Below are 24,029 nucleotides of genomic sequence, written 5' to 3'. Positions count from 1 at the left end.
TATTTTTTTGTTCTTTTGTGGTCGCAACAAAAAAAGACATTTATGAAGACCATTTTAAACTATATACTATCCCCGATTTACCTGCTGGTTTTTGGATTACTGCTGGTTATCTTTCACCCCATTCAGATCGTTTGTCGCTATTTGGGAGGTTATCCCTTGCGTAAGAAATCGGTCGATGTGTTGAATTTCTTTTTGATTTACACCCAGATGATCATGGGAGCCCGCATTCGTTTTTACGGACTGGATCGAATTCCGCAAGGTCGCCCGCTGATTATTGTATCCAATCACCAAAGCACTTTTGATATTCCGCCGATTGTGTGGGCCTTCCGCAAAAACCATCCGAAATTTGTGTCGAAACAAGAGTTGGGCAAAGGTATTCCGAGCATTTCATATAACCTTCGCCATGGCGGTTCGGCATTGATTGACCGCAAAAATGGCCGGCAATCGATTGTTGAAATCAACAAGTTGGGGAAGCATATTGAGAAGGAAAACTACAGCGCCAGCATTTTCCCCGAAGGAACCCGCAGCAAGGACGGAATGGTCAAAAAATTCCAGCACCCGGGAATCGCCTCTTTGCTGAGAGCAGCACCATCGGCCTGCATTGTTCCGTTTGTAATTGACGGCAACAGCCGCTTAATGCTGAAAGGTTATTTCCCTTTACAGGTTGGCGTGAAACTGAACTACACGGTACTTGATCCGATTGAGCCCGCAGGCCGCGACGTAAAAGAACTTACCGAAGAAATTGAATTGAAAATCAAACAACATTTAGGCCAGGCATAGTCGCCCGCTGATTCAGACAATTAGCAATTGCTTATGGGGAGGAATTGCGTTTTTTCAGCCTCTAACGGTTCTGAAACGAGCCGGATTTCGCGTGTTTCATTCAACTATGACAGCATAATTAGCCAGAAACAACGGCATCGACCAATTATGACAGCATGTTTGGCCGGCTCTGATGGAGCAAACAAGATATGACAGCATATTTCAATGACTCCGGCGATTCCAACATGATATGATATCATATTTAAATGACTCCAGCGATTCCAATAAGATATGATACCATATTTCAGCGTTTCCTACGAAATGCACCAGATATGCTGTCATATTTTAGTACCTCAATCTGAAGCAGTCGAATATGATAGCATATCCGATTCAAACAAAAAAGAATTGATTGTCGATTAAGAAGAAAAACAGTGCACCTGATTTATTCCTGCACGTAAACCCGGCGTACACGTTGAGAAATTCCGGTAAGCACTTCGTAAGGAATAGTCCCCATCCAAGCGGCGAGTTCGTTAAGCGAAATATTTTCACCCATCAATTCAACCGGGTCGCCGGCCTGTACATTGGAGCCCGTCACATCAATCATGCTCATATCCATGCAAATATTCCCAATAATCGGATACTGCTTTCCGGCAATCCACACCTTTCCAACACCATTGCTCAGTCGGCGGTCATAACCATCAGCGTAACCAACCGGAATTATGGCAACCTGCCTGGGATTGCTCACCTCACCTTTCCGGCCGTAGCCAACCGTTTCCCCTTCGGCAACCGGCTTCACTTGCGAAATAACAGTCGTCCAGCGTGCCACCGTTTCAACCTGCAACCTATCCGACTGCGCCAGTCCGTACAAGCCAATTCCGAGGCGCACCATCTCCATCTGGTAATCCGTAAAACGTTCAATTCCGGCCGAATTCAAGATATGCCGCAGCACTTTATTGGGTTGATTCGCAATTACCGGCGTGCTCAGTTTCATGAACCGCTTGTATTGCCGGGCTGTAAAATCGTCGTGCTCGGGACTATCGCTTCCAGCCAAATGCGAAAAGACCGATTGAATGCGCAAGCGTCCTTCGCGGGGAACACGAATGGCAATCGCTTCGAGTTCATCGGACGACGAAAAGCCCAAACGGTGCATTCCCGTTTCAAGTTTCAGGTGAATCGGGAAATCACTCACCGCCATACTTCGCGCAGCCCGGTCAAATTTCTCGAATACCTGTGTGGAATAAATATTGGGTTCGAGGCGATATTCCAGCATCATTTCGAAGCTGTGTTCCTCGGGATTCATCACAATAATCGGGGTGCTGATACCCGCCTGACGCAACTCCAAACCTTCGTCGGCAACCGCAACTGCCAGGTAATCGACCTGCTGAAACTCCAATGCCCGGGCAATTTCCACTGTTCCGCTGCCATACGAAAATGCCTTCACCATGATGGTTATTTTGGTATCGGGACGCAAATGAGCACGGTAGCGATTCAGGTTTTCAACCAGCGCATTCAGGTTGATTTCCAATTGGGTTTGATGGTATTTTTTCTGCAAAACCGAGGCAATCCGCTCAAAACGAAAATCGCGGGCACCCTTCAGCAGGATATGTTCATTTCTGAATTCAGATGAATCGAAAGCAGTCAAAAACGCTTCAGTCGATTGAAAAAACTTCGCTTGCCCGCCAAACAACTGCCGATGCTGGCACAAATTCGGACCAATAGCCACAAAATGATCGAGCTCGTATACGTCGAGCAAGCGCTTCACCTCTTCTGCGAGTTCCTTCCCCGAAAAGCCCGACTGCGCGATGTCTGACAAAATCAGGCAACGCGACTGCTTCCCGCTCAACGATTGACTTCTCAGAAATTGCAGCGCAATGGTCAGCGAGTTAATGTCCGAATTATAATAGTCGTTGATCAGCACACAATTGTTAATGCCCTGCTTCAATTCAAGTCGCATGGCAACGGCCTGCAACTTTTCGAAAGCCGCAAACACCGCATCGGTTCCGTAACCGGCAGCCAGGATAAAAGCCAGGCAGTGCCCGATATTCTCCAGCGACGCAGCATCGGTAAACGGCAATTGGAGCTGTTGCGCTTTCCCTTGCCAGTTAAATTGAAGTTGGGTTGAAGCGCCCTCCCGGCTAAACCGAAGGAACAAGTCGGCCTTCTCGTCGGCCGTAGACCAGGCAAAAAGCTGCTTCCCGCTTTGTCCGAAAGCCGCCTGAATCTTTTGATGAACGGCCTTCTGATCGTTGCAGTAAATAATTGTTTGGCACGAGGTGAAGAGCTTCAGTTTCTCCGCCAGCTTCTGATCTTTACCGGCAAAATTTTCCTGGTGAGCTTCACCCAAATTGGTCAAAATCCCTATTGTAGGTTGAATAACCGCGGCGAGCTTTTCCATTTCTCCGGGAAGCGAAATACCCGCTTCGAAAATCGCCAGCTCGAATTTGTCGGTCATGTTCCAAACCGAAAGCGGAACACCAACCTGTGAGTTGTAACTTTTCGGGCTGCGAATAATTTTCACCGACTCATGCAGTAAATCGTACAACCATTCCTTCAAAATGGTTTTTCCGTTACTCCCGGTAATGGCCAAAACGGGGTAGCTGAATTGCGAACGAACTGCCGCTGCTACTTGCTGAAGTGCGACCTGCGAATCGTCGACCTGTATAACTATTGCACCCGGAAACTGATCCAAACGAATTGGCTCCGACACCACAAAGCAGCGAACGCCTTTTTGATAAAGCTCGCCCAGGTACTGGTGCCCGTTATGACGAACGCCTCGCAAAGCAAAAAACAAACAGGAGTTTACATCAGCAATGGTGCGGCTATCGATGGAAATACTCTGAATCAACGGATCATTAATCGAATCGGTTGCAGCATGAATGGTTCCGCCAATCAATCCGGCAATTTCATTCAACCTAAAGTTGGCCATGGTTATTTAAATTTCGGGCAAAACCCGTTTTTACGTTTCTACTTCTTGGCGTAACAAAGCCGGCAAAGCGGTTCGTATTCATTCCTTTCTCCCAGCATCACCTGCTTTTCGTTAGGCGAAAACCGGTGCGAAAACTGCGCAATATTGCCACAACGAACACATATCGCATGCACTTTCGTTACATACTCTGCGACAGCCATCAGCTCGGGCATCGGGCCAAAAGGCTTTCCTTTAAAATCCATATCAAGCCCGGCAACAATTACGCGAACCCCCTGGTCTGCCAATTTCACACAAACCTCAACCAGGCCTTTATCAAAAAATTGCGCCTCATCGATACCGACCACTTCGTAGCCGCCCGACAACAGCAAAATAGCCGCCGAATTGTCAACCGATGTGCTTGGGATTGCATTTTCATCGTGCGAAACCACCGCGCTATCCGAATAGCGGGTATCGATCACCGGTTTGAAAATCTCCACTTTCTGGTGAGCAAATTGCGCCCGACGCATACGCCGAATCAATTCTTCGGTTTTACCCGAAAACATAGATCCGGCAATCACTTCTATGCTTCCTCCTGGTTTCCGGTGACTTAAATCTCTTTCCAAAAACATTTAATTCGATTCAATGTAGTTTTTAGTACTTTTACAAAAATAACCAAATACTTGGGTTAAACAGATTGGCAGGTCACAGACCTATTGATTATTTTTCGGGGCGATCCGGTTTCAGATCGTCTGAAATTTGAAAGAGAACAACACTTATTTTTACGTACCAAAGAAACTATGGACCGGAACAAATTACTTCATATTATACAGAAGAACCTGGCAGAGCTGAGCGAGATTAATCAGGAACTGAGTCAAAACAATCAGCTGTCGAAGTTTGAGATCGAGCTGGCACTGAACAAGTCGAAGTTGATTTTTCAGGAATATGAGTTTCTGCTTGAAATCTACCAGCGGGGAGAAAATGTCGTTGAAACTCCAGCCCAAATTGAAGTGAAACAAGCGGTAGTCGAAGAAGTAACTCAACCGAAACCGAAGGAAACAGAGCAGGCGGAAACTCCTGTAATCGAAAATAGTCCGGCTCCAATCCAGCTTGAAGAAACAGTAGAGGAAGAAACGGCAGCCGCTATCATCGAGACAGATGTGAATGAAGATCCGGTTGAGGTTGAAATCCCAAAACCGGAACCCATCGCGCAAAAGACTCCGAACCGGGAAGAACCGGTAGCTCAACCTGAAGAAGTAGTCATGGCCACAACACCGATAACTCCGCCCCGGGAAAAAGCTCCCTTAAAAACGAGCAGCACAAACGGGCATTCGGAAAAGAGAACCCTGGTTGATCAGTTTCAATCCAGATCGCTGAATGACTTATTAACGAGCACCGGCAAATTAGATCAACGCCTGGCCAGCAGCCCGATTCAAAAACTGGAGAATGCCATTGGACTGAATGATCGCTTTCAATATATTCGCGAGCTCTTTCAAAACGACAGCGACAAGTTTCGTGAAACAGTTGGTAAAATTGACAAACTTCACACCCTGGAGGATGCGATTAGCTATTTGGACGGCCAGTTCAACTGGAAGGAAAGTGAAACCAGCCTTCAGTTTCTCCATTTGGTAAAACGCCGTTTCTCGAATTAACTATTTCCAAATTTAAAACGCACCATACTATTATATATATGGCAAAACTATATTTAGTACCCACTCCCATTGGCAACTTAGATGACATGACTTTTCGTGCCATTAAAATTCTGAAAGAAGTTGACCAGATTTTTGCGGAGGATACCCGCACATCATCGAAATTATTGCACCATTTCGAGATACAGAATAAGATGAGCTCGCACCATAAGTTCAACGAACATCAAACAGCGGCGAACATCGCTAAGCGCATTGAAGCCGGTGAAAACATTGCCTTGATTTCCGATGCCGGCACACCAGGCATTAGCGATCCGGGGTTTTTATTGGTTAAAAACTGTCTGGCAATGGGAGTTGCCGTTGAATGTTTACCCGGAGCTACGGCCTTAATTCCGGCTTTGGTAAACTCAGGCTTGCCATGCGACCGGTTTTGTTTTGAAGGTTTCTTGCCCCAAAAAAAGGGACGACAAAAGAAAATTCAATCTTTACTGGAAGAAGAACGCACCATGATCTTTTACGAATCGCCCTATCGGTTACTCAAATCACTAGAGCAGTTCATCGAACATTTTGGAGAAGAGCGGCTGGTATCGGTATCGCGTGAACTTTCGAAATTGCACGAAGAGAACTACCAGGGAACTTTAAAGGAAGCGCTGGAACACTTCAAAGCCAAGCCTTCCATAAAAGGTGAAATTGTAATTGTACTGGAAGGAAAAACGAGCTAATGTCATTCACGCCCAAATACACCCACCTGTTTTTCGATCTGGACAACACCATTTGGGATTTCGACCGAAATGCCAAACTTGCCATGCGGGAAACAGTGAACCTATTGAAGCTTGATCAACAGATTGCAAGTTTTGACACATTCTATGATTCTTATGAAACGCTGAACAACAAACTTTGGGATGGCTACCGTAAACAAGAGATTCAGAAAAAAGAACTGATTACCAAAAGATTTGCGGACACACTCGCTGCGTTCGAAATCAACGAGGTCGATCCGATTGCCATGAATGACTTGTATCTGGAATGCATGAGCGAGCAAACTGCGCTTATCGAGGGAGCATTAGATGTCCTAAAAACACTCAAACAAAGAAACTTCCATCTACAAATTATCACAAACGGGTTCCGAAAAGTTCAGCTCAACAAACTCAAGAACTGTGGAATTAGCCACTTTTTTGATCACGTTTTCATTTCCGAAGATATCAGCTATCCCAAACCAGACGAACATATTTTCAAACATGCCATACGCAGCAGCAACGCCAAAAAATCAAAATGTATTATGATTGGCGACAATTGGGAAACAGATATCCTTGGTGCACGGAACTATGGAATAGATCAAATCTTTCTAACAAAAAGCTCAAAAATCAATCCTACCCCTACCCAAAAACAACCCACCAATTCATCTTCTAGCATTTTTTCACCCCAGACCCCGTATACAAATACATTTTGTATCGAAAAGTTAACAAATATTTTACTCATTGTTTGATTTACAAACAGCAGACAAAAACCGCTGCAAACATCTTATTTGAAGCTTCATAAACGCATCATTTTTTTAGTTAACCTATCGCAACTCCTTCAATACATGACATCTGTCATATTTCGTAAACCAAAAAAAGGTGGGAGTTTGCTACATCATATCTATAAATTTCTATTTTTGTATTCGTTAGTCATTTTTAACACTTGTTAAAGTTTTACCAAAAGCATAGTCAAGCGACAAAAATGACAACAACGGCAACCGACTGTTTGGGGGAATAGAGAGAGCCGTTTATATCCAAATTTCTAAAAAGGGGAATATACACTTATATTTTGCTGATCGTATTTCTGAAGAAGAATTGATGCTGTTTAATTATTAAAATTATTTCTATGAAAAAAATCGCATTATTGCTTGCAATTTTTGCAATTGGTTTGCAGTCTGTTTTGGCTCAAACTAAGGAAATTACGGGTACTGTGACCTCCGCCGACGACGGAATGACAATACCTGGTGTTTCTGTATCAGTAAAGGGGACAACCCTTGGAACGATTACCGACCTGGACGGTAAATACGTTTTGAAAGTTACGTCGGATGCTAAGGCGTTAGTATTCTCATTTGTGGGAATGCAAACTTTGGAATTACCGATTGAAGGTTCAACTGTGGATGCTACACTTGAATCTGATGTAGTTGGTATCAACGAAGTAGTTGTAACCGCCTTGGGTATTTCCAAAGAGAAAAAATCACTGGGATATTCAGTTTCTGACTTGGGGGGAGATGCTGTTTCTACAGTGAAACAACAAAACCTGGTAAGTTCACTTTCAGGTAAAGTTGCCGGTGTTCAGATTAAGCAATCGAACAACTTCGGTGGTTCTGCGAACATGACCATCCGTGGTAACTCTTCCATTTATGGAGGAAACCAGCCATTATTCGTTGTTGACGGAGTCCCAATTTCGGGTGCATCTTACAACTCGGCTGCTCAGCGTAATGGTCGTACAGCTTATGACTACGGTAATGCATTGTCAGACATCAACCCTGATGACATTGAGAACATGAGTATCCTTAAGGGCGCTGCTGCAACCGCCGTTTACGGTTCTCGTGGAGCAAACGGTGTTGTAATGATCACCACAAAAAAAGGTAAAGTACGCAAAGGTATCGGCGTAAGTATTAACTCTAGTGTTACTGTTGGTAAAATTGACAAAAACACATTCGCTGAGTACCAAAGTGAATATGGTGCTGGTTACGGTGCTTACTACGGCCCTAACGAAGACGGTTACTTTGAAGAATGGGACGTTGACGGAGACGGTGTTGACGACTTAATTGTACCGACTTATGAAGATGCTTCTTACGGATTCAAATTCGATGGAACTTCTGTTTATCAGTGGGACTCATTTGTGCCTGAGTCTGATAACTACATGAAGAAATACGAGTACAAAGCTGCTGAACATACTCCCGTTGACTTCTTTGAAACTGAGGTAGGTTTCAGCAACAACGTTGAATTAAAAGGTGGCGACGAAGACGGAACATTCCGTTTAAGCTACACCAACTTCAAAACAACCGGTATTTTACCTAACTCTGAGTTGAAACGTAACACCTTCTCTTTAAACGGTGACCAAAAGATCAACGAAAAACTGAAAGCAGGTGCTTCCGTCAACTTCTCTTTCCAGGAAACAACCGGACGTAACTCAACTGGTTACTCTGACAACTTGATGTCGCAAATGCGTCAATGGTGGGAAGTAAACGTAGATGTTAAAGCCCAGGAAGCTATCTACAAATCAACCAAGAAAAACTATTCCTGGAACCACCAGGCTTCTTACGGAGGTCCTCTTGAGACTCCATTATACTGGGATAACCCATATTGGACACGTTACGAAAACTACCAGTCTGACGAACGTAACCGTTTGTATGGTAATGCCTATTTCAACTTCACGGCTACTGATTGGATGTCAATCATGGGACGTGTATCGGTTGATACATACAATGAACTGCGTGAAGAACGCAGAGCTGTTGGTTCTGTTGCTGCAGAGTTCGGTGTATTGCGTGCTGATGAAACTTCTGGTTACCAACGTTACGAAATCGGCTTCCGCGAATTCAACTACGACTTGATGGCTAACTTCGACAAAGATCTGACTGAAGATCTCAACTTGAGTGGAACCATTGGTCTGAACGTTAGAAACGAAGTAAACAGCCGCTACCAGGCTTCTACACTAGGGGGGTTGGTTGTTCCGGGTCTTTACTCTCTGAGCAACTCAGTTAACACACCTTCTGCTCCTGTTGAAGCATTACTGAAAAAGAGAGTTTACGGTTTGTATGCTCAAGCAACATTAGGGTACAAGAATTTCTTATACTTGAACTTGACTGACCGTGTTGACAAATCATCTACTCTTCCGGTAGACAACAATACATATAACTATTACTCTGCTGCCGGTAACTTTATCTTCTCAACTTTTACCAACGACAATATGCCATGGTTAGATTTGGGTAAAGTTCGTGTAAGTTACGCAGAAGTAGGTAGTGATACTGACCCACTGAACGTATTCGACACCTATGTAAAATTGGATAACTTCGGAGATTACACCCTATTCTCTTATCCAAGTACCAAAAACAACGAAGAATTGAAGCCAGAACGTTCTAAAGAATTGGAAATCGGTTTGGAATCAAAAATGTTTAAAAACCGCATAGGATTCGACATCTCTTATTACACTAAAACAACTGAAGACATGTTGATCCCCGTTGAAGTTTCGAAAGCAACCGGTTACTCATACCGTTGGGTAAACGCTGCAACAGTTGACAACAAAGGGGTCGAAATTGGTTTATACTTGACTCCGGTAAAAGGAAAAGATTTCACTTGGGATATTAACGCCAACTGGGCTAGAAACCGCAACGAAGTTGTTGACTTGTACCAGGACGTTGATAACATCGTAATCAACTCTTACCAAGGTGGTATTACAATCAACGCTACTAAAGGAGAGCCACTGGGTACTATTAGAGGAACAGGTTATAGCTACGATGACAATGGTAACAAAATTGTAGATGCAAACGGTTACTATGTGTCTGAGTCAGACCAGATCATCGGTGATCAAAACCCAGACTGGACCGGTGGTGTTACCAACACCCTACGTTACAAAGACCTGAGCTTAAGCTTCCTGATCGACGTTCAAAAAGGTGGTGATGTCTACTCTTTGGATATGCACTACGGACAAGGTACTGGTGTATTGAAGCACACAGCTGGCTTAAACGAACTGGGTAACCCAATCCGCGACGCTGTAGCCGACGGTGGTGGTGTACTTAACGAAGGTGTTACTGCTGACGGAAGCCCAAATACTGTAAGAGCACGTGCTAATTCATACAGTGGCGCATTCTACTGGGGTAACTCTTCTCGCAACCCGGGTCAGATGACTGTTTACGATGCATCATTCGTAAAACTGAGAGAAATGGCATTGACTTATAACTTGCCAACCAACCTGGTTAAGAGTTTCGCTCAAAACGTTTCATTCTCATTGGTTGGTCGTAACCTTTGGATTATCCACAAAAACGTACCTTATGCAGACCCTGAATCAGGATTATCTTCTGGTTTGTCACAAGGGTACCTGTCAGGTTCTTACCCAACCGTAAGAAGCTTTGGTTTTAACCTGAAAATTAATTTCTAATTTTAAGCAGAAGTGAACATGAAAAAATTCATATATACAATCAGTGTCTTTTTCTTGATTGGCTTAGTTGTTAGCTGCGACCTGAACGACAAGCTTGAAGAACTGAACATCGACGAAAAGAACCCATCTGAGGTTCCAGGAGAGCCGTTATTCACGAACGGTGTGCGCAACATGTTTGACCTTATGCTGGAAACAAACGTAAACCGTAACGTTTTCAGATTGTATGCTCAATACTGGGCTCAAACAACCTACCCGGACGAAAGTCAGTACAACCAGGTAACCCGTAATATTCCTGATAACATGTGGTTGATTCTTTACCGCGATGTATTGAAAGACTTGAACGGAGCAAAATTGATCATCTCTCCTGAAGAGACTGTTACCGATGAAGCAGCAGCGATTAAAGCCAACAAACTGGCTTGTATCAAAATTGCTGAAGTATATGCTTATTCTACTCTAGTAGACATATTCGGTGACATCCCTTATACTGACGCCATGGACGCCACAAACGCATCTCCAACATACGATGATGCTGCAACAGTTTACGCTGCAGTTTTAGACTCATTGAACGCTGCAATCTCAGCAATCGATGTTGACTATGAAGGATTCTCTGGCCAGGACCCAATTTACGAAGGTGATATGGAAGGATGGTTGAAAGCTGCAAACTCATTGAAACTGAGAATGGCTTTACGTTTGGCTGATACGAACTCAAGCACTGCGGAATCATTGGCTGTAGCTGCAGCTGCTGGCGTTATCGACTCAAACGACGACAACTTCACCATCACTTATACATCTGCATCTCCAAATACACACCCGCTGTGGGTTGACCTGGTACAGAGCGGTCGTAACGACTTCGTACCTGCCAATACTTTGGTTGATGTGATGAATGATTTATCGGATCCACGCCGTCCGATCTATTTCACAGATGTTGACGGGGCTTACGATGGTGGTACCTATGGTTCAGCCAATGCCTACTCAACTTACTCTCACATTGGCGACCTATTGCTGGAACCAGCACTTCCTGGTACTTTAATTTCTTATGCTGAGACTGAATTTTTGCTGGCTGAAGCCGCTGCAAGAGGCTATGCCGTTGGTGGGACAGCAGAAGAACACTACAATGCAGGTATCGAAGCTTCAATGGGAGAATGGGGAGTTGATGACGCTGATGTGACAACTTATTTAGCAGAAGCTGATGTTGCCTATGACGCATCTGATTGGAAACAATCAATTGGTGTTCAAAAATGGCTGGCCATGTACAATCTTCCATTCGAAGGATGGACTGCCTACCGTTTGCTCGATTTCACCGGGATCCTGCAAGCTCCTGAAGATATGACATTAAGCGACATTCCTGTTCGTTTCTTGTATCCTATCGAAGAAGCAACCTTAAACGGCGCCAGCTACGATGCAGCAGCAGCGGCAATTGGTGGCGATAAAAAAACGACCAAATTATTCTGGGACGCCAACTAAGGTCCCGACGAACAGAACAAAAATTGATCGGATTAAATCAATCCGACCAGATAAAAGATAAAGAGGTAGCCTTGCGGTTACCTCTTTTATTTTTTGCTTTTGTCTCGCTCTGAAATAACGTTCCGGAAAAGTGTCATAATAGGGAAAATCAGCAATCCAGTATGTTAACACACACGCAAGGATTAATAACAATTGTACCAACGTGTTACTTTCTTATGGAGAAGAATCCGGCAATCCGAGCTAAAAACAAGCACCGGTAGCGTTAAATTCCTCTATCTTCACCTTTCTTAAACTTCTACACTGCACAACAAAGGAAGATCTGCGACCAACACACATATACCTTCACTGGTTAATTCCGACTGATCAGAACAAAAGCACTCCTTAGAGAAAAGATCACATAAAAAAGCAGCTTAGTGTTTCAATGATACACTAAGCTGCTTTTACTGTCGGCAAGGGTTTGCTCTATTGTAACGAATTGTAATAGGCAACGAGTTTTTTGAGATCCTCCGCTTTGTCTATTTTAATTTTCTCAGACTTAATAAATCCAGCAACTTCTGATTTTGAATCAGAAAAAATACTCATCACATCATTTTTATTTGAAAGTTCTGTTGCTTCCCCGCCAGGCACAGACTGTATGTAGTAGTCCGAATTCAAGGACCTAAACGAGGGACGCTTTGCAGCTTGATAACCACTTGCCGGTTTGGCATCATTGTACTTTATTTTCATTTTTTCAACCAAATATACCTTCCCGGTAGATACAACCCGGAAAAAACCATCTTTATCCTCCGCCTTAACAAAAATATCGTCACCGATCACTGCATACAACAGCGGGAAGTTCGGATTTAGCTCAATGGCCAAATCGCCTTTTTCGAATTCAATTGCGTCATTATAGATATTGTACCGCAATTTTAACCCGGCGTACTGGACACTGTCCTTAGTAACTATGTCACCAGTCACAAACTCATTATTCAGGTAAGGAGAACCGTCAACAAGCGAAAGGTCAAAACTCTCCATCGCCTTATTTCGGGCAACCTCATTGTAGAAGTTCATCACATCGCCGCTATACAATCCGAGTCCGGATCTTAAATCATCTCCGGCTCTTTCTTGCGCCGAAACAGACAATATTCCGCTAAAAGCAATTACTGTAATTAAAAAAATTGTTTTCATAGATACATTGTTTTACAAATTGCCCTTTAAGTTATTAAAAAAATTCCATTGGTTTATGTTTACACCTAAGATAACGAGTTTCTTGATTCAAAATTTATTCTCACCTAAAATTCTCCAAAACTCGCATTACTACCAATCTCAATAAGAGTTTCACGAAGCAACCTCTCCAAAAATTTGCCAATAATCAAACGTCTAATGATTTCGCCCGAACTTTGAAAACACACTGGTTAGAGACCTCTCCATCTCCCTTATCTTTCATCGCTAAGTAAACAATGCAAATGGCTTGAGTTGTTATATACAACCGTGCATGCTAATACTATTTTTAGAGGCAAAATCAGCGAAGGGAAAGATGAACGAACAGCGGTCATTACACTCTAGCCAAGTTCTGACATATCCCAATTCAGGCTAAATCAGGTATATTGACACTAGGATACCCATGTCTTTAAAAAGCTAATAATATTACTTGCCATCCTTACAACTATTATTGTTCCAATAGAACAGAAACAAGAAATTATAAGGACCGCGATTTATCCTGGAGATGAAGTTATATTTCTGATGGTTTCACCTCGACGCAAGGGTAACGATTGGTATCCCTGCTTACATCAACAGCTACATTTACCTTTACTATAATTGGTAGATTAACCGATGTTCCTGGCCGTAACAAATACCTGCTGAATGAAGCCAGTATCAATGAAGCAAATGTTGATGCTGCCTCTACAGCAATTGGTGGTGACGAACAAAGTACCAAACTTTGGTGGGCTAACTAAAGTTTAAAACTCAAAAATACAGTTAAAAGGCTGTCCATTTACGGACAGCCTTTTTTTTGCAAAAAAAATACGAATGGCTATCTAACTATGCGTTGAAGAAAATCTGGCAACAGAACTAAACAAAAGATACAAATTGATGTTTTTCATAAAATTTTACTATTGTTTACAATTTTTAACTATTTTTGATACTAACACTGCATAAAAAGGGAATTCACCTTTGGGGGAAGGTGAAATGCTCCATGAATTTTACGAAAACTTTTGATTGATTTAGGCTATTTAGACCTGAATCTGGTTCGAGATTATTAATCATTTGTAAAACAATTTTCTACACTTTAACAATTAATAATTCTATGAAAAAACTCACATTATTGCTTGCAATTTTTGCAATCGGGTTTTATGCTGCAATGGCTCAAACCCGCGAAATTACAGGTACTGTGACTTATTCAGGAGATGGTAGTTCTCTTCCTGGAGTCTCTGTCTCAGTAAAAGGGACAACAATCGGTACCATTTCGGATATTGATGGGAAATACACCATCAGGGTACCTGAAACTGCAACAATCCTTGTCTACTCTTTTATCGGTATGCAGACATTGGAGCAACCAATTACCGGCTCGGTCATGAACATATCCCTTCAACAAGAAACTGTGGGAGTAGATGAGGTGATTGTAGTTGCTTACGGTACAAAGACCAAAAGAGCATTAACCGGAGCTGTAACCAGTGTCGGCTCTGAGGTACTGGATAACCAAACTGCGATTTCACCACTTCGGGCCATTCAAGGATCTGCTCCTGGTGTAAATATCCTGACTTCAGGTGGACAACCAGGAGAAAACCCAACAATCCGTATTCGTGGTATTGGTAGTGTTAACCTGTCAAACGATCCCTTGATTGTTGTTGACGGAATTGTATTCTCCGGAAACCTCAACTCAATTACCGCCAATCAAATCGAATCGATCAACGTATTGAAAGATGCATCCGCATCTGCACTCTACGGCTCACGTGCCTCAAACGGAGTAATCCTAATCACAACGAAAAGTGGGAAATATGGTGCCAAAGAAGCGAAACTAACATTCAATGCAAAAGTCGGTTTTTCAAACCCGGCTGTCGACACATATGATCTGGTTGGCGCTGAAGATTACATGAAGTATTCGTGGGAATCGATTAAAAATACCGGTATCTACCGCAATGGGAAATCAGAAGCTGTTGCAGCATCAGATGCGACAAGCAGCTTAATTAGTACATTGAGATACAACCCATACAATGTGGCAAATCCCGTTGGAACTAACGGTCAAATTGTTGACGGAGCAGAATTGATGTGGGACACAGACTGGTACGATGAATTAACCAATGACAACGCTTTCTATAACGAATATAACTTAAGCGCTACCGGCGGATCCTCCGACATTAACTACTTCGTTAGTGGTAGTTACCTGAACCAGGATGGAGCCGTTATAGAATCGAATTTTGAACGCTATTCAGGCCGTGTAAACCTGAACGCTAAATTGAAGGACTGGTTAGAATTATCAACAAATAATTCGTTTTCAAAATCACTCCAAAATTACCCAAATCAGGCAGGGACCTCCTATACAAGTTCGTTACAATGGGTCTATGTTGTCCCCAATATTTATCCCCTTTATGCGAGAGATGCCCAAGGTAATCTAAAGCTTGACTCTGCAGGAAATCCTATTTATGACTATGGTAATGCCGGTGGAGGACAATCGATCAACGCTGTCCGACCCGCTTTAGGGGGAGAGAATGCTGTTTCTTCCAATATGATCAACGACATACTTTACACCCGATCAAACTTACTGTCTTCATCGTCTTTAAAATTCAACTTGTATGAAGGGCTTACTTTTAGAACCACTTTTGGTTATGAAAGATATCTTTATGACTCATATGAATATGATCACAACCAATATGGTTCAGCCGCATCAGTAAATGGCCGCGTATCTCAACAACGGTCAATCACGGAGTCAACAACATGGACCAATCTGTTGAATTATACAAAATCGATCAATGACCATTCTTTTAGCGTCGATTTAATTACCGAAACTTTCGATTACAAATATGACTACCTGAATGCGCAGGCAACCGGCTTTCTGCCCAATGTAAAAGTGATTTCCGGAAGTACTGTTCCTGAATCAGTTGGTGGTTACGTGAACCAGGAAAGATTAGTCAGTTACCTGGCTCGTGCTGATTACAATTATAAGTCGAAATATTACATCGACTTTAGCTTCCGCCGCGACGCTTCAACCAGATTCTCTAAAGATAACCGTTGGGGTAACTTCTTTTCGGTAGGTGGTAGCTGGATTCTTTCCGATGAAGGATTCCTTGCTGGTTCCGAAGATATCTCCTTACTTAAAATACGCAGTTCCTATGGCGAATTAGGCAACAACCAGGGAATTGGCTATTTCCCCTACTTAGAAGGCTACGATACCGGTTGGAGCAACGGCGACAACAGTGGTGTTCTTCAGGGAGGAGTTGTAGATCCCAACATTAAATGGGAAAAAACGGGACTATTCAACGTTGCATTGGACTTTGGATTCCTGAATAACCGAATTAACGGAACGATTGAATACTACAATAAAAAATCGATCGATTTGTTATTTGACAAACCATTGGCACCATCTCTGGGAGACCCTTCTATCTTTACCAACGTCGGTACGGTTCGGAACACTGGTCTCGAGTTTTTGATTAACACCGTGAATGTCCACAAAGGTGACATCTACTGGACGTCTTCATTTAATGTTTCGACGAATAAAAACAAGCTTCTAAAACTGCCACAAGAGGAGATTGTCAACGGTACAAAAAAATGGATGGTCGGTAAATCAATCTATGATTTCTTTATTCGTGAATACGCCGGCGTAAATCCTGCTGATGGAAATGCCTTATGGTACACAGATGGGGACGAAGAGGGAACCAAGGTCGTTACCGATGATTACTCTGAAGCAACTGAATACTACCAGGGATCTGCGTTGCCTGATGTTATTGGAGGTGTATCATCCTACTTCAAGTACAAAGGTTTTGATATAAATATCATGTTTAATTATAGCTTTGGTGGTCAAATTTATGATTCTTCATACGCCGGGTTAATGGGCAGCCTGGAGTCTGCCGGAGATCAACTATCCGTTGACATTGCCGATAGATGGCAGCAACCGGGAGACATTACCGATGTACCAAAATTATTGAACAGCAATAATGACTACAACGCGACTTCTACCCGTTTCTTATTTGACAATGACTATGTCCGTTTAAAAGCCCTTACCATTGGCTATAACCTACCTACATCTGTCCTTGATAAAGTCAATGTTCAAAGTCTCCGAATCTTTATGCAGGCAGACAATATCTGGACATACCAATCGCACAAAGGAATTGATCCGGAACAAAATATTGCGGGTACTACCAACAACCGTTCGAACCTGATGAAAACCATTTCATTTGGTGTCAACATTGAATTATAATCATCTATGAAAATGAGGAATATGAAAAACATAAGTAAATTTTTGATCGGAGTTTGGGTCTTGTTTGCCTTCTCCGGCTGTGAGTCATTTTTGGATGAGCCCAAACCTACTGACAGTTTGACTTCTGATGCTATCTACTCGTCCACCGAAGGAGTCGATGCCTATTTGTCTGGTATTTACCGAAATATGCGTGCTCAATACGAATACTCAACAGATGTAGCGACAACAGACGTCGGTGGTATTTACTCCATGTATTTTGCCAGAACAGTTAAAGGAAGTGATCTCATCCAAAATTCATGGTATAACTTCGACTATGAAAACGACAATAGGGAACCCACATACCGACGTGTAAGAGTTACCTGGCAGTTTCTATTCGACTTGGTGAATCATGCAAATACGCTGATTGAAGGAGTCACCAATAGTGACTTACCTGACGCGGATAAACAGATTTATATTGCTCACGGTAAAGCATTACGCGCCTATTTCTATTTCCAATTAGCACTCGAATACCAATTGTCCTATGCCGTTGCCCCAAATGCCCCCGCTCCTCCGCTTTACGATCAGGTTTCATACGAGCCTAAAGGAATGAGTACATTGGAGGAAGTGTACACACTTATTGTTTCGGACATTAATGATGCAATTGCAGGCTTACCTGATACCCGGATCAATAAATCTTACATCAATAAGTCTGTGGCTTATGGATTAAAGGCCCGGATTTTGATGGCTATGAACAAAGATTGGGACCAGGTAGAAGCTGCAGCCAATGCTGCTTACGGCGGCAACCCGGCAGCCGCATTAGCCGCCGGTGAGTATTCTGATGGATTTGATGATATTGAAGCAACCGAATGGATGTGGGGCATGGATCAACAAGCCGACCAAAGCAACTACTACTATGTAGCTCCTCATGCGTTTACCGATCACTACCACGACGCCTATTATGGCACTTATGTAGATGCCAATTTTGTCAGTGACTTCTCTGCATCTGATGTTCGTAACCTGTTTCAAAAGCTGTACGATGTACCTGAAGGTGACTTTCAGGAATGGGTAACTTCAAAATTTGTTTTCTCCTTTGAAGCAGATATTCCAATGATGCGGACACCGGAAATGATCCTCATGGAAGCTGAGGCACTGTATCACCAAAGCCAGGAAACTGAAGCTCATGACTTATTGTTTGTGCTTCAGTCAAACAGAGACCCGAATGCGGTTAAATCATCTGCTACTGGTGCTGCGCTGCTGGAAGAAATTCTGTTGGAACGCAGAAAAGAAATGTACGGTGAGAACGGAATTCAATGGTTTGACGCCAAACGCCTTCAACGCGGAATCACCAGAGGACCAAATCACCGCGTAGTCGTGAATCTGGAACCGAACGATAAGCGTTTTTACCTGAAGATTCCTAAAACAGAAATTGATTCAAATCCCAACATTGAAGAGTCTGTCAATGATGGCCGTTAAAAACATTTTATCCTTTAAGTTATGAGAAAACTAACATACATTTTGATTCTACTGACCACTGCAGCACTCTTGAACAGCTGTGCCGACGATCAGGAATTCACAAAGAATCTCAATTTTATTTCCTTTGAAGTGAATACACCAACAATAGTCGTTGAAAAAGATGGCTCCACCGATATCGATGTGCGTGTTTATACAACGCAAATGAGCGGTACTGACAGAACCTTCAACATAGAAATCGTTGAGTCAGCAACGACGGCTAATACAGAGAGCTACACAATCCCAACAACGGTTACCGTGCCGGCAAATTCAAACGTAGGCATATTACCAATAACAGTTGCCGATAACAACCTGGGAGAAGAAGCTGTGTATATTGGGCTGCAAATTGAAAGTAGTGAAGGACTGTATACGGGAAACACGGCTGAGTTGACCATACAAAAACACTGCCAGTTAGACATCAATGAATTCGTGGGAACATACTCTGGAAACACATTGGGTGACTGGGGCCCCACGCAAGTTGTTACCTCTCTGGACGGTGATGGCAATCTCCAAATTACGGGAGTCGGAGTTGCTTTTTTAACAGGCCCATGGGGTGAAGTAATTACGTCTATGGAGACCCTCCCCGTAAACCTTGACTTGGAAACAGGAGAATTCACAGTCGAAGAAGCTCCCTATATCACAACAACCTATAACGGAGCTCCACAGCCAACTTACTACTTATCCGCCCATGGATTGCTAAATGCATGTTCGGGTACCATGTATTTGTACTATGATTTCAATCAAGAAGGCTTCGGTTCATATGTCGAATATTATAATCAAGACTATTTCACAGAAATAATCTCAATTAACTAAGTGAATATCTAATGGTACATTTTGCGATTTAGTATCCAAGCTAACCGATATCGAGTTTTACGCCGACAGGAAAATACTCCGGCTAAATTACGTGAACCTACTCGGACGTTCTGCTACCAAATTCGCAAGTTAAACGACCTGGATCATACGAAAGAGGCTGTCCTAAAAATAAAATTGGGCAGCCTCTTTTTTGGGCGCATCAACGAAGTACCGTTTCTTTGGTAAAAACCCACTGCATTTCAAGATGAATTACCTTTCTCAAAAAGGCTATAGCCTTTTACCAAAGAGCTCCCATCCTTTTGGATAAAAGGATGGGAGCTCTTTAACAACTGCTCCGGGAGCTTTTTTTTCAAAAAAAGACTATGCTTTTAAAAACCGCTCATAGAGCATTTAGGGACTTACTGCTGTTCTTAGTTTAATTTTTCGTACTTGAGGTTATTCAACATCTCTTTCAGATCGATTCCGGGACGGAAGTTAACTTTCGGATCCTTGATCAATGAGCTGTGAAATCCCTCTTCCGTTTCGGCACCTTCGCTCTTAATTGCGATCTGGAACGAACCAAAATCACCAAAACGGACGATCTCTCCATTCGACAAATGTCGCTTCAGCACTTTGGTCAAATCATTTAAAACAGCCATCACATCGGTATCGCTTACCGTTGTGGAGCCCTCCGCTATTTCCTTGCCTAAATTCCGAAAGGTTAAGTCGCCCCGACTCTCAGCTTGTGCATAAAATTTAGGAGCTGCTTCCCGATCCTGTGGATTCGGTTTTGGGATAATTACATAAGTCACTGCCATTTTTAGTTCTAATTAAATTTAGTCTTACTAATATAATTAATTCGAACGTCAGTATTAAAAACGAACACCGATCAAATTAGCAGCCAACTAAATAAACGTGTATACAATCGTATATACCAATCCTAAAATGCAAACTCATACATCAATATCGATCAATTATTCCGAAAACGAAACGAACAATACTTCACAACCGGAAAGCGAAGAATAACCTAATATAAAGAGATAATGAATGATAATTTACTTCAACGACAAAAGCCCGCGTCAAAAAACTGAGTTAGCAAAGGCCAGTACTTACAATATTAACCAATAGAGACTCTTACATCTTCATTCGATCTTCGAAACTCTTAAAAGAATTTTTCTTACATTATTTACATTTATTTACATTTTTTAACTATTTTTGATAGTATCGTCTGGGGGAGACGTACTTTCTATCCAAACAAACAACGTGGTTCATATACCTGATTGTGATGAAACCTTTTACACCTAACAATCAATATTTATATGAAAAAAATCACGTTATTACTTGTAATTCTTGCAATTGGCTTGCAACCCATATGGGCGCAAACCAGAGAAATTGCAGGCGTTGTAACTTCTTCTGAAGATGGAAGTACAATACCGGGTGTTTCTGTATCGGTCAAGGGGACAACCCTGGGGACCATAACTAATCTGGATGGCAAATATGTCATCTCTACGCCTGAGGATGCTCAGATTCTGGTATTTTCGTTCGTTGGAATGCAGACTCTGGAAATTGAAATCACAGGGAATGTAATCAACGCAACATTAAGTCCGGACGTAATTGGCCTAAATGAGGTCGTCGTTACTGCGATGGGGATACAACGGGAACGAAAGGCTCTTGACTATGCAACGCAATCTGTAACATCCGAGTCCTTAACGATTGCGTCTCAGCCGAATCTATCCAACGCACTTCAAGGTAAGATTGCCGGTGTTACCGTTAGCCAGTCGAGCGGTATGCCGGGCGCTTCTTCGTACATGACAATCAGGGGTGCAACATCCCTATCCGGCAACAACCAACCACTCTTTGTTGTCGACGGAGTGCCGATTGAGTCAGGCTCCATTTTTGTAAATGCCGCAACGGTCGATCGGGTTTCCGGAACCGACGCATCAAGCCGGTCTCTGGACATTGATCCGGACGATATCGAATCTATCGAAGTACTTAAAGGTGCAACGGCGTCGGCTCTGTACGGCTTACGAGCCAGCAACGGGGTAATACTTATCACGACAAAAAGTGGGAAAGACATAAAAACCGGTAAAGGTGTAATCACTTTTTCAACTTCATTAACCGTTGACATTGTTACCAGAACACCAAGTTTACAGAGCACTTACGCTCAGGGAGCGAATGGAAACTTTAATCAGTCCACATCACTCTCCTGGGGACCTAAAATCTCAGAACTTGGGACTTATACCAACATTGCGGGACAAGAGGTACAAGGGAAAGTTTACAACAATGTCGATCCATTCTTCGAAAATGGACTCACATCAACAAATAATATAAACTTTTCAAATGGAACCGAAACGGGCAATTATTCGATCAGCTTCGGTTACACTGACCAAAACGGTGTGATTCCGACTACCGGAATGAAGAGATACACCGGAAAAATCACCGGAGATTTCGAAATCAGCGACAAACTCAAAGTAGGTGGCTCGGCCATGTTTTCAGACATGGAGGTGAATAAGCTTGCAAGTGGAAGTAACCTTTCCAACCCTCTCTTTACAACTTACTTTGCGCCCAGGAGCTTTGACCTGTGGGGAATTCCTTATGCAAAGGAAGACGACCCTTACTCTCAAATACACTACCGGTCGGCAATGGATAACCCAAGATGGTCATTAGCGCATAACAAGTTTGAAGAATTTAATGATCGTGTCATTGGGAACATCCATCTCAATTATAAGATATTAGACTACCTAAGTTTAAACTACCAACTAGGTATTGACTATGTAACTAACCATCAAAAAGAAGTTTACGAGTTAGGGGCAGGAGAGACAGGAGGTAGAACCAGTCCTCCTTCCGGAGGTCAAATTACCGATTTCGCTTACATACAGCGCCAATACAACTCAAACCTGAGCTTAATGTTCAACAAGACTATAAACGAGTTTAATGTTAGTGCAACGATCGGTAGCGAGATCTACGATGTTTACTCTCGTGAACTAAGCGTAACTGGTACCGGGTTCGACATTGGCGGATATCACAACCTGGATAATACCTCTGCTCAAACGGAATATGAATACATCTCCAAACGGAGAGTTGCAGGTATTTATGGCAGCATGTCTGTTGGTTGGAAATCGATGTTATACCTGAATGCCACTGGTCGTAACGATCGGGTATCTAACTTAGCAAGAGGTAACCGGGATTTCTTTTATCCATCTGTCGGAGTTAGTTGGCTGTTTACCGAAACATTTAAAGATCTCCAGGAAGTATTAAGCTATGGCAAGGTTAGGGCATCCTACGCACAAGTGGGACAAGCCGTCGACGATTCCTACCCAACCACCAATATATATATCAAAGGTGGTGCCGGAAGCGGCTTCCTAAGTGACGGCATTGAACTTCCGTTACAGGGGGTGAATGGATTTACACAATCAACCATATTACGCAGTCCCGCTTTAAAACCACAGAACACACGGACGCTGGAAGTAGGTGCCGAACTTAAATTTTTTAATAATCGTTTTGGTATTGACTATACCTACTTCAACTCAAATGTCGACGATCAGATATTCCAGGTTCCAATCGCCGCTTCAACCGGCTACCAGGCGGAATTTAGAAACGCCGGTAAACTGCAGAGTATTGGCCATGAAGCAATAATAAACATCAGCCCAATAAAGAATAAAGATTTCAGTTGGGACGTCATCGTCAACTTCACAAAGTACACCAACAGGGTGAAAAAACTTGCAGAAGGAGTCAGCGACATCTACCTGGGGGGCTTTACAACACCAAGTATCCGAGCGTTAGAAGGTGAAACCTATCCTTCAATTTTTGGGGTCGGATATCTCCGGGATGATAATGGAAATATTGCGCTACTTGACGATCCCGGCAATCCCTATCATGGAATGCCAATAGCAGACCAAAACTCCAAGAAAGTTGGCAATGTCCAACCAGACTTCATGATGGGCTTCATCAATACATTTAATGTCTATGGTGTAACAGTTACGGCACAGGTCGATTGGAAAAAAGGAGGACAGATGTACTCCGGGAACAATCGTTTAGGAAGGTTATATGGTATGCTGGATATTACCGAAGACAGAGAGACTCCAATGGTATTGGATGGCGTTAAAGGTTACCTGGACAGTAACGGAGATTTAGTCGTTACAGGAGACAATGATATCGCTATCCTTCGAGGACAGCAATACTGGAATGATGTTTTGGGCTCAATTGACGAAGCGCACGTTTACGAAACATCTTACGTTCGTTTCCGAGAGCTGTCAATCGGCTATACGATACCTAAAAAACTACTCAAAAACACATTCATCAATTCGATCAATGTATCCTTCATTGGCAGGAATTTAGGCTTATGGACATCTTATCCAAACTTTGACCCGGAGACAAGTACCACGGGTGCTGTTAACGGACAAGGCCTGGAATATGTAGCTTTTCCTCAAGCATCCAGCTTTGGAGGCAAATTTGTTTTCACATTTTAAAA

14 protein-coding genes are annotated in these 24,029 nt (G+C 42.8%); 10 read left to right on the top strand and 4 right to left on the bottom strand.

The window, feature by feature from the left end; translation table 11 throughout:
• Positions 1 to 42: 42 nt before the first annotated feature.
• Positions 43 to 780 (top strand): 1-acyl-sn-glycerol-3-phosphate acyltransferase, encoded by a 738-nt coding sequence (locus GJV22_RS17115; protein WP_163716673.1) that lies wholly within the window; start codon positions 43 to 45, stop codon positions 778 to 780.
• 421 nt (positions 781 to 1,201) lie between these two features.
• On the opposite strand, the gene GJV22_RS17110 is transcribed toward GJV22_RS17115, so the two are convergent.
• The gene (locus GJV22_RS17110; RefSeq protein WP_163716670.1) at positions 1,202 to 3,685 is read right to left on the bottom strand and encodes a bifunctional UDP-N-acetylmuramoyl-tripeptide:D-alanyl-D-alanine ligase/alanine racemase; all 2,484 of its coding nucleotides are present in this window, start codon (positions 3,683 to 3,685) and stop codon (positions 1,202 to 1,204) included.
• Positions 3,686 to 3,723: 38 nt separating this feature from the next.
• Positions 3,724 to 4,293, bottom strand: a complete 570-nt coding sequence (locus GJV22_RS17105) for a thymidine kinase (RefSeq protein WP_163716667.1) — start codon at positions 4,291 to 4,293, stop codon at positions 3,724 to 3,726.
• Positions 4,294 to 4,461: 168 nt separating this feature from the next.
• On the opposite strand from GJV22_RS17105, the gene GJV22_RS17100 reads away from it, so the two are divergent.
• The 5 genes from GJV22_RS17100 to GJV22_RS17080 all read left to right on the top strand — a co-directional run bounded on the left by GJV22_RS17100 (position 4,462) and on the right by GJV22_RS17080 (position 11,886).
• Positions 4,462 to 5,313 carry a hypothetical protein gene (locus GJV22_RS17100; RefSeq protein WP_163716665.1) on the top strand — a complete coding sequence of 284 codons (852 nt, stop codon included), beginning with the start codon at positions 4,462 to 4,464 and terminating at the stop codon, positions 5,311 to 5,313.
• Between the two features lie 38 nt (positions 5,314 to 5,351).
• A complete protein-coding gene (rsmI, locus tag GJV22_RS17095) occupies positions 5,352 to 6,029 on the top strand; it encodes a 16S rRNA (cytidine(1402)-2'-O)-methyltransferase (RefSeq protein ID WP_163716663.1) in 678 nt (225 codons plus the stop codon).
• Positions 6,029 to 6,790 carry a YjjG family noncanonical pyrimidine nucleotidase gene (locus tag GJV22_RS17090; protein WP_163716659.1) on the top strand — a complete coding sequence of 254 codons (762 nt, stop codon included), beginning with the start codon at positions 6,029 to 6,031 and terminating at the stop codon, positions 6,788 to 6,790. Before rsmI ends, GJV22_RS17090 begins: the two co-directional genes overlap by 1 nt.
• A gap of 377 nt (positions 6,791 to 7,167) precedes the next feature.
• Positions 7,168 to 10,422, top strand: coding sequence for a SusC/RagA family TonB-linked outer membrane protein (locus GJV22_RS17085; RefSeq protein ID WP_163716656.1), 3,255 nt, complete (start codon positions 7,168 to 7,170; stop codon positions 10,420 to 10,422).
• Between the two features lie 18 nt (positions 10,423 to 10,440).
• Positions 10,441 to 11,886, top strand: a complete 1,446-nt coding sequence (locus tag GJV22_RS17080) for a SusD/RagB family nutrient-binding outer membrane lipoprotein (RefSeq protein ID WP_163716652.1) — start codon at positions 10,441 to 10,443, stop codon at positions 11,884 to 11,886.
• 462 nt (positions 11,887 to 12,348) lie between these two features.
• Here GJV22_RS17080 and GJV22_RS17075 read toward each other — a convergent pair whose 3' ends face one another.
• The gene (locus GJV22_RS17075) at positions 12,349 to 13,053 is read right to left on the bottom strand and encodes a hypothetical protein (protein WP_163716649.1); all 705 of its coding nucleotides are present in this window, start codon (positions 13,051 to 13,053) and stop codon (positions 12,349 to 12,351) included.
• 1,117 nt (positions 13,054 to 14,170) lie between these two features.
• Here GJV22_RS17075 and GJV22_RS17065 point away from each other — a divergent pair.
• From GJV22_RS17065 to GJV22_RS17055, 3 genes are read left to right on the top strand one after another with little or no spacing between them, the layout of a single operon-like run.
• On the top strand, positions 14,171 to 17,278 hold the full coding sequence (locus GJV22_RS17065) for a SusC/RagA family TonB-linked outer membrane protein (protein WP_163716645.1): 3,108 nt from the start codon (positions 14,171 to 14,173) through the stop codon (positions 17,276 to 17,278).
• 21 nt (positions 17,279 to 17,299) lie between these two features.
• Positions 17,300 to 18,730 (top strand): RagB/SusD family nutrient uptake outer membrane protein, encoded by a 1,431-nt coding sequence (locus tag GJV22_RS17060; protein WP_163716642.1) that lies wholly within the window; start codon positions 17,300 to 17,302, stop codon positions 18,728 to 18,730.
• A 21-nt stretch (positions 18,731 to 18,751) separates the two neighbouring features.
• Positions 18,752 to 19,579 (top strand): DUF4843 domain-containing protein, encoded by an 828-nt coding sequence (locus GJV22_RS17055; protein WP_163716638.1) that lies wholly within the window; start codon positions 18,752 to 18,754, stop codon positions 19,577 to 19,579.
• 410 nt (positions 19,580 to 19,989) lie between these two features.
• On the opposite strand, the gene GJV22_RS17050 is transcribed toward GJV22_RS17055, so the two are convergent.
• Positions 19,990 to 20,376, bottom strand: coding sequence for an HU family DNA-binding protein (locus GJV22_RS17050; protein ID WP_163716635.1), 387 nt, complete (start codon positions 20,374 to 20,376; stop codon positions 19,990 to 19,992).
• 501 nt (positions 20,377 to 20,877) lie between these two features.
• Here GJV22_RS17050 and GJV22_RS17045 point away from each other — a divergent pair.
• Positions 20,878 to 24,027, top strand: coding sequence for a SusC/RagA family TonB-linked outer membrane protein (locus GJV22_RS17045; RefSeq protein WP_163716632.1), 3,150 nt, complete (start codon positions 20,878 to 20,880; stop codon positions 24,025 to 24,027).
• Positions 24,028 to 24,029: the final 2 nt, after the last annotated feature.

The sequence above is a fragment of the Mangrovibacterium lignilyticum genome, from assembly GCF_010882175.1.
Taxonomy (GTDB): Bacteria; Bacteroidota; Bacteroidia; order Bacteroidales; family Prolixibacteraceae; genus Mangrovibacterium; species Mangrovibacterium lignilyticum.
This window is presented reverse-complemented; position numbering and strand designations above follow the sequence as displayed.

Excerpts from the sequence above, each read along its gene's own strand:
- GJV22_RS17115 (WP_163716673.1), top strand. The coding sequence starts at position 43 with ATGAAGACCATTTTAAACTATATACTATCCCCGATTTACCTGCTGGTT.
- GJV22_RS17110 (WP_163716670.1), bottom strand. The coding sequence starts at position 3,685 with ATGGCCAACTTTAGGTTGAATGAAATTGCCGGATTGATTGGCGGAACC.
- GJV22_RS17105 (WP_163716667.1), bottom strand. The coding sequence starts at position 4,293 with ATGTTTTTGGAAAGAGATTTAAGTCACCGGAAACCAGGAGGAAGCATA.
- GJV22_RS17100 (WP_163716665.1), top strand. The coding sequence starts at position 4,462 with ATGGACCGGAACAAATTACTTCATATTATACAGAAGAACCTGGCAGAG.
- rsmI (WP_163716663.1), top strand. The coding sequence starts at position 5,352 with ATGGCAAAACTATATTTAGTACCCACTCCCATTGGCAACTTAGATGAC.
- GJV22_RS17090 (WP_163716659.1), top strand. The coding sequence starts at position 6,029 with ATGTCATTCACGCCCAAATACACCCACCTGTTTTTCGATCTGGACAAC.
- GJV22_RS17085 (WP_163716656.1), top strand. The coding sequence starts at position 7,168 with ATGAAAAAAATCGCATTATTGCTTGCAATTTTTGCAATTGGTTTGCAG.
- GJV22_RS17080 (WP_163716652.1), top strand. The coding sequence starts at position 10,441 with ATGAAAAAATTCATATATACAATCAGTGTCTTTTTCTTGATTGGCTTA.
- GJV22_RS17075 (WP_163716649.1), bottom strand. The coding sequence starts at position 13,053 with ATGAAAACAATTTTTTTAATTACAGTAATTGCTTTTAGCGGAATATTG.
- GJV22_RS17065 (WP_163716645.1), top strand. The coding sequence starts at position 14,171 with ATGAAAAAACTCACATTATTGCTTGCAATTTTTGCAATCGGGTTTTAT.
- GJV22_RS17060 (WP_163716642.1), top strand. The coding sequence starts at position 17,300 with ATGAAAAACATAAGTAAATTTTTGATCGGAGTTTGGGTCTTGTTTGCC.
- GJV22_RS17055 (WP_163716638.1), top strand. The coding sequence starts at position 18,752 with ATGAGAAAACTAACATACATTTTGATTCTACTGACCACTGCAGCACTC.
- GJV22_RS17050 (WP_163716635.1), bottom strand. The coding sequence starts at position 20,376 with ATGGCAGTGACTTATGTAATTATCCCAAAACCGAATCCACAGGATCGG.
- GJV22_RS17045 (WP_163716632.1), top strand. The coding sequence starts at position 20,878 with ATGAAAAAAATCACGTTATTACTTGTAATTCTTGCAATTGGCTTGCAA.